Origin of the sequence: Streptomyces sp. HNM0575, from assembly GCF_012726265.1 — a bacterium.
Classification (GTDB): Bacteria; Actinomycetota; Actinomycetes; order Streptomycetales; family Streptomycetaceae; genus Streptomyces.
The window spans coordinates 576,840-582,839 of record NZ_JAASAG010000004.1 but is presented as its reverse complement, the minus strand read 5'-3'; the positions used below and the strand labels follow the sequence as shown (position 1 = coordinate 582,839).

General features: G+C 72.0%; 6 protein-coding genes. All 6 read left to right on the top strand.

All coding sequences use genetic code 11. From position 1 onward, the window contains the following. Positions 1-321: 321 nt before the first annotated feature. Entirely contained in the window at positions 322-1,248 is a 927-nt protein-coding gene (gene pdxS, locus HCC61_RS13735; RefSeq protein WP_169135664.1) for a pyridoxal 5'-phosphate synthase lyase subunit PdxS, read from the top strand. Positions 1,249-1,365: 117 nt separating this feature from the next. Further along, the gene (pdxT, locus tag HCC61_RS13730) at positions 1,366-2,052 is read left to right on the top strand and encodes a pyridoxal 5'-phosphate synthase glutaminase subunit PdxT (protein WP_169135663.1); all 687 of its coding nucleotides are present in this window, start codon (positions 1,366-1,368) and stop codon (positions 2,050-2,052) included. Positions 2,053-2,229: 177 nt separating this feature from the next. Then, positions 2,230-2,988 carry a YebC/PmpR family DNA-binding transcriptional regulator gene (locus HCC61_RS13725; protein WP_169135662.1) on the top strand — a complete coding sequence of 253 codons (759 nt, stop codon included), beginning with the start codon at positions 2,230-2,232 and terminating at the stop codon, positions 2,986-2,988. 260 nt (positions 2,989-3,248) lie between these two features. Beyond that, on the top strand, positions 3,249-3,890 hold the full coding sequence (ruvC, locus tag HCC61_RS13720) for a crossover junction endodeoxyribonuclease RuvC (protein WP_169135661.1): 642 nt from the start codon (positions 3,249-3,251) through the stop codon (positions 3,888-3,890). Further along, entirely contained in the window at positions 3,887-4,522 is a 636-nt protein-coding gene (gene ruvA / locus HCC61_RS13715; RefSeq protein ID WP_169135660.1) for a Holliday junction branch migration protein RuvA, read from the top strand. Before ruvC ends, ruvA begins: the two co-directional genes overlap by 4 nt. Before the next feature lie 261 nt (positions 4,523-4,783). Then, complete coding sequence (ruvB, locus tag HCC61_RS13710) at positions 4,784-5,854, top strand: Holliday junction branch migration DNA helicase RuvB (RefSeq protein ID WP_169135720.1); 1,071 nt, start codon at positions 4,784-4,786, stop codon at positions 5,852-5,854. The last annotated feature ends 146 nt before the right edge of the window (positions 5,855-6,000 follow it).

Genomic DNA, 6,000 nt, shown 5'->3' with positions numbered 1-6,000 from the left:
AAGCCCTCCTCTGCCTCGCGAGACGACGAGCCGACGTGCTCTTCGCCATGCTCCGCGACGGCACCTTCTACGACCCCAAGCCCACCCCCACGGGTTGACGAAACCCATAGGGACACCCCCCCAAGATCCGAGGCGCCGGATCCGAGGCGCCAGATCCGAGGCGCCGGATCCGAGGCGCCAGACCCGAGGTACCGGCGGACCCCGTTGCCCAGTCCACCGCAGCGGGATTGGCCCTTTTCCAAGGCCACCCCTTTCCGGGACCGTGTATTGAACGGACCTACCATGGTCCTGTCGTACTTTTACCGTCGAGTGAGGTCATACGTGTCCACCCCGTCTTCCGCCTCTGCCACTCCCGCCGCCCAGGCCCCCGCGACCGGCACCGCGCGCGTCAAGCGCGGCATGGCCGAGCAGCTCAAGGGCGGCGTGATCATGGACGTAGTGACGCCGGAGCAGGCGAAGATCGCCGAGGACGCCGGAGCCGTCGCCGTCATGGCCCTGGAGCGGGTCCCCGCCGACATCCGCAAGGACGGCGGCGTCGCGCGCATGTCCGACCCGGACATGATCGAGGGGATCATCGAGGCCGTCACCATCCCGGTGATGGCCAAGTCCCGCATCGGGCACTTCGTGGAGGCACAGCTCCTCCAGGCGCTGGGCGTCGACTACATCGACGAGTCCGAGGTCCTCACCCCGGCCGACGAGGTCAACCACAGCGACAAGTTCGCCTTCACCACCCCGTTCGTTTGCGGGGCCACCAACCTCGGCGAGGCGCTGCGGCGGATCTCCGAGGGCGCCGCCATGATCCGTTCCAAGGGCGAGGCCGGTACGGGCAATGTCGTCGAGGCCGTGCGGCACATGCGGCAGATCAACGGCGACATCGGCAGGCTCAAGTCGTTCGACAGCAATGAACTGTACGCCGCCGCCAAGGACTTGCGCGCTCCGTACGAGCTGGTCAGGGAGGTCGCCGAGCTGGGCAAGCTGCCCGTGGTGCTCTTCTCCGCGGGCGGTGTCGCCACCCCGGCGGACGCCGCGCTGATGCGCCAACTCGGGGCGGAGGGCGTCTTCGTGGGCTCGGGCATCTTCAAGTCCGGCGACCCGGGCAAGCGTGCCGCGGCCATCGTGAAGGCGACCACCTTCTACGACGACCCGAAGATCATCGCCGATGCGTCGCGCGGTCTCGGCGAGGCGATGGTCGGCATCAACTGCGACACCCTGCCCGAGGGCGAGCGCTACGCCTCGCGCGGCTGGTGACCGTCGCCGCCTTGGCCTGACCGGGGCCCGGCCCGGCCGGAGGGCGACGAGCAGCGCCGGGCGGGCGCCCGGCGTACACAGCACAGATACAACACCCGTACGAGAGGCCACCGTTCAGTGAGCACACCCACCGTCGGCGTACTCGCCCTCCAGGGCGATGTCCGCGAGCACTTCGCCGCGCTGTCCGCGGCGGGCGCACAGCCGTGCGCGGTGCGGCGGCCGGAAGAGCTCGCGGAGGTCGGCGGGCTGGTCGTGCCCGGCGGCGAGTCGACGACGATCTCCAAACTGGCCGTCGCCTTCGGCCTGATGGGCCCGCTGCGGGAGCGCGTGCGAGCGGGAATGCCCGCCTACGGCTCCTGCGCGGGGATGATCCTGCTCGCGGACAAGATCCTCGATCCTTCCCCTGTCTTCGACGGGGAGGCCCCAACTGTCTTCGGCGGGGGGACACCAACCGTCTTCGACGGGGAGGCCCCCGCTGCCGGGGGTGCGAGGCGTCCGGAGCAGGAGACCGTGGGCGGGATCGACATGATCGTCCGCCGTAACGCCTTCGGGCGCCAGAACGAGTCCTTCGAGGCGCCCGTCGACGTGAAGGGCGTCGAAGGCGGCCCGGTGGAAGGGGTGTTCATCAGGGCGCCGTGGGTGGAGTCGACCGGCGAACGTGCCGATGTGCTCGCCGTCCACGACGGGCACACCGTCGCGGTACGTCAGGACGCCCTGCTCGCGACGTCCTTCCACCCGGAGCTGACCGGGGACCACCGCGTGCACGCGATGTTCGTTGACATGGTGCGCACCGCACGCGCCTGACCCGGCACGGAGGGTGCGGGCAAAGCCCTCGGAAGGCCCGGTCGCCGGGGCCGCGCGGGGACGGAAGCGAGCGGAGCGGGGCCCTGCCGGCGGCGAGCCGGGCCGGTCAGTACCGTGAACCGCTGGCGGTAGGATCTCCGCGTTGGTTCATGTCGGTGACGTCGAAGGAGCGAGGCTGTGTCCGGCCACTCTAAGTGGGCAACCACCAAGCACAAGAAGGCCGTGGTCGATGCCAAGCGCGGCAAACTCTTCGCCAAGCTGATCAAGAACATCGAGGTCGCGGCCCGCACGGGAGGCGCCGACCCGGATGGCAACCCGACGCTCTACGACGCCATCCAGAAGGCGAAGAAGAGCTCGGTCCCCAACAAGAACATCGACAGCGCGGTCAAGCGCGGCGCGGGCCTGGAGGCCGGCGGCGCCGACTACGAGACGATCATGTACGAGGGTTACGGGCCCAACGGCGTCGCGGTCCTCATCGAGTGCCTCACCGACAACCGGAACCGCGCCGCCTCCGACGTACGGGTCGCCATGACGCGCAACGGCGGCTCCATGGCCGACCCGGGCTCCGTCTCCTACCTCTTCAACCGCAAGGGCGTCGTGATCGTCCCGAAGGGCGACGACGGCCTCGCCGAGGACGACGTGCTGGCGGCCGTGCTGGAGGCCGGAGCCGAGGAAGTCAACGATCTGGGCGAGAACTTCGAGGTCATCAGCGAGGCGACGGACCTGGTCGACGTCCGTACGGCCCTGGTCGACGCCGGCATCGACTACGAGTCGGCGGACAACAGCTTCCTTCCCAGCGTGCAGGTGCCGCTGGAGGAGGAAGGGGCCCGGAAGATCTTCAAGCTGATCGACGCCCTGGAGGACAGCGACGACGTGCAGAACGTCTTCGCCAACTTCGACGTCGCCGACGACGTCCTGGCGAAGGTCGACGCCTAGGCCCTCGGCGCCCTGGCAGCCGGCCGTGCCTTCCGCCCCACGGCCCTCACCGCTTGGAGCGTGCCGCCGTAAACCGGGTGTTCCGGGGACCGGCGGCGCGTCCGCGTACGGGGGTGGTTCGCCTCCCGGGCGGTGCAACCGCGCCCCGGATCGGGGCAGTTCGCATACCGGCGCGGTCGGAACGCGACGGGATTGTCGGTGCCTGCGGATAACCTGCGGGAACACAGTCACAGTCGCAACCGCGAGCGAGGAGGACGGGCGTGCGTGTGCTCGGAGTCGACCCGGGGCTGACCCGCTGCGGCCTCGGGGTCGTCGAGGGGACCGCCGGCAGGCCGCTGACGATGCGGGCGGCGGGCGTCGTGCGTACGCCTTCGGACGCGGCGGTCCCGCAGCGTCTCGTACTCATCGAGCAGGGCATAGAGGAGTGGGTGGAGCGGCACCGGCCCGAAGCGGTCGCCGTGGAGCGGGTGTTCAGCCAGCACAACGTGCGTACGGTGATGGGCACTGCCCAGGCCGCCGCCGTCGCGATGCTCTGCGCCGCACGCCGCGGGCTGCCCGTGGAGATGCACACGCCCAGCGAGGTCAAGGCCGCCGTCACCGGCACGGGCAGGGCGGAGAAGCAGCAGATCGGCACCATGGTGACGCGGCTGCTGCGGCTCGACGCGCCTCCGCGCCCCGCGGACGCCGCCGACGCCCTCGCCCTCGCCATCTGCCACATCTGGCGTGCCCCCGCGCAGCAGCGGCTCGACCGGCTGCGGCAGGCCCAGGGTCAGGCCGGCTCGCAGCGGGGACGGACGCAGACTTATGCGAAGCGCGGCGCCAGGTCCTCCGGAGCGCCCGACGCCGCGGCGATCACGGACGATGCCGCGCGCCACCGAGCTCCGAAAGGCAGCGCCCGATGATCGCGTTCGTCTCCGGCACCGTCGCCGCGCTCGCCCCCGACGCGGCCGTGGTGGAGGTCGGCGGTGTGGGCGTGGCCGTCCAGTGCACGCCCGGCACCCTCGCGCAGCTGCGCGTCGGACGGCACGCCAAGCTGGCCACCTCCCTCGTGGTGCGCGAGGATTCGCTGACTCTCTACGGCTTCGAGGACGAAGACGCCCGCCAGACCTTCGAGTTGCTCCAGACGGCGAGCGGAGTGGGGCCGCGGCTCGCCCAGTCGATGCTCGCGGTGCACTCGCCCGACGCGCTGCGGGCGGCGGTCGCCGGCGGGGACGAGAAGGCGCTGACGGCCGTGCCCGGCATCGGCAAGAAGGGCGCGCAGAAGCTGCTGCTGGAGCTGAAGGACCGCCTCGGCGAGCCCGCGTCCGCCGTGGCGGCCGGCCTTCCCGGGCAGGCCGCGGGCGCCGGGCAGAGCGGCGGCTGGCGCGGTCAACTGCACTCCGCGCTGGTCGGGTTGGGGTATGCGACGCGGGAGGCGGACGAGGCGGTCGCCGCCGTGGCCCCGCAGGCCGAGGCGGCGGCCGCCGACGGTGCCGAGCCGCCCGTACCGCAGCTGCTGCGCTCGGCGCTCCAGACGCTGAACCGGGCACGGTGAGATGACGGCGGCACCGACGCGCACGCATACGCACACCCGCACCCGCACCGACACGGAGACGGACCGCCGCGCAGCCGTGCACTCGTGCACGCACCCCCGCGCGCACCGTCCCGGGCACCAGCACAGCCGGAGGCAGGCGCCATGACCAGCGACGAGTACGCCGAGCAGGGCCGCCACGGCTCGTATGGGGATCAGGGCCCGTACGGGACAGCGGACGCGGCGGCCCCCGCGGACGCGGCGGATCCCGTGGGCCCGGCGCACATGCCCTCCGAAGCAGCCGACCGCCTCGTCGGCCCCGAGGCCGAGACCGACGAGAGCGCCGTGGAGGCGGCGCTCCGCCCCAAGGAACTCGGCGAGTTCATCGGCCAGTCGAAGGTGCGGGAGCAGCTCGATCTCGTACTGAAGGCCGCCCGCCAGCGCCAGGGCACGGCCGACCACGTGCTGCTCTCCGGCGCCCCCGGCCTCGGCAAGACCACCCTGTCCATGATCATCGCTGCGGAGATGGGCGCCCCGATCCGTATCACCTCGGGCCCCGCCATCCAGCACGCCGGGGACCTCGCCGCGATCCTCTCCTCGCTCCAGGAGGGCGAGATCCTCTTCCTCGACGAGATCCACCGGATGTCGCGGCCCGCGGAGGAGATGCTCTACATGGCGATGGAGGACTTCCGCGTCGACGTGATCGTCGGCAAGGGCCCGGGAGCCACCGCGATCCCGCTGGAGCTGCCGCCCTTCACCCTGGTCGGCGCCACCACGCGCGCCGGGCTGCTGCCGCCGCCGCTGCGCGACAGGTTCGGCTTCACCGCGCACATGGAGTTCTACGAGCCCGCGGAGCTGGAGCAGGTCGTGCACCGCTCCGCCCGCCTGCTGGACGTGCGTACGGACGCGGAGGGCGCCGCCGAGATCGCAGGCCGCTCCCGCGGCACGCCCCGCATCGCCAACCGGCTGCTGCGCAGGGTCCGCGACTACGCCCAGGTCAAGGCCGACGGCGTCATCGACCGCGAGATCGCCTCCCGCGCCCTCGGTGTCTACGAGGTGGACGAGCGGGGCCTCGACAGGCTGGACCGCGCCGTACTGGGCGCCCTGGTGAAGCTCTTCGGCGGCGGCCCGGTCGGTCTCTCCACGCTCTCCGTCGCGGTGGGGGAGGAGCGGGAGACCGTCGAGGAGGTGGCCGAGCCCTTCCTCGTACGGGAGGGACTGCTGGCCCGCACGCCGCGCGGCCGGATCGCGACCCCGGCGGCCTGGGATCACCTGGGCCTGGCCCGCCCGCCGCAGGCCGGGCGCCCTTCGGATCCCGCGGCGGGCTCGGGGCAGCAGGGGCTGTTCGGCGAGTGACGCGCATGACAGGGGCCGCCCAGGAACCCCAGTGGCACCCTTGACGTTGTTCCATTGGCGAGGGCTCGCTTAGACTCCGCCGACGCCGTCCCTTCACGGGCGGCACGCCCACCCCGAAATCCAGGCCGCGGCAAGCGGTCGTGCGA

What these genes read in the sequence shown, in the direction of transcription:
- ruvB (WP_169135720.1), top strand. Translation starts at nt 4,784, where the DNA reads ATGCCCTCCGAAGCAGCCGACCGCCTCGTCGGCCCCGAGGCCGAGACC.
- ruvA (WP_169135660.1), top strand. Translation starts at nt 3,887, where the DNA reads ATGATCGCGTTCGTCTCCGGCACCGTCGCCGCGCTCGCCCCCGACGCG.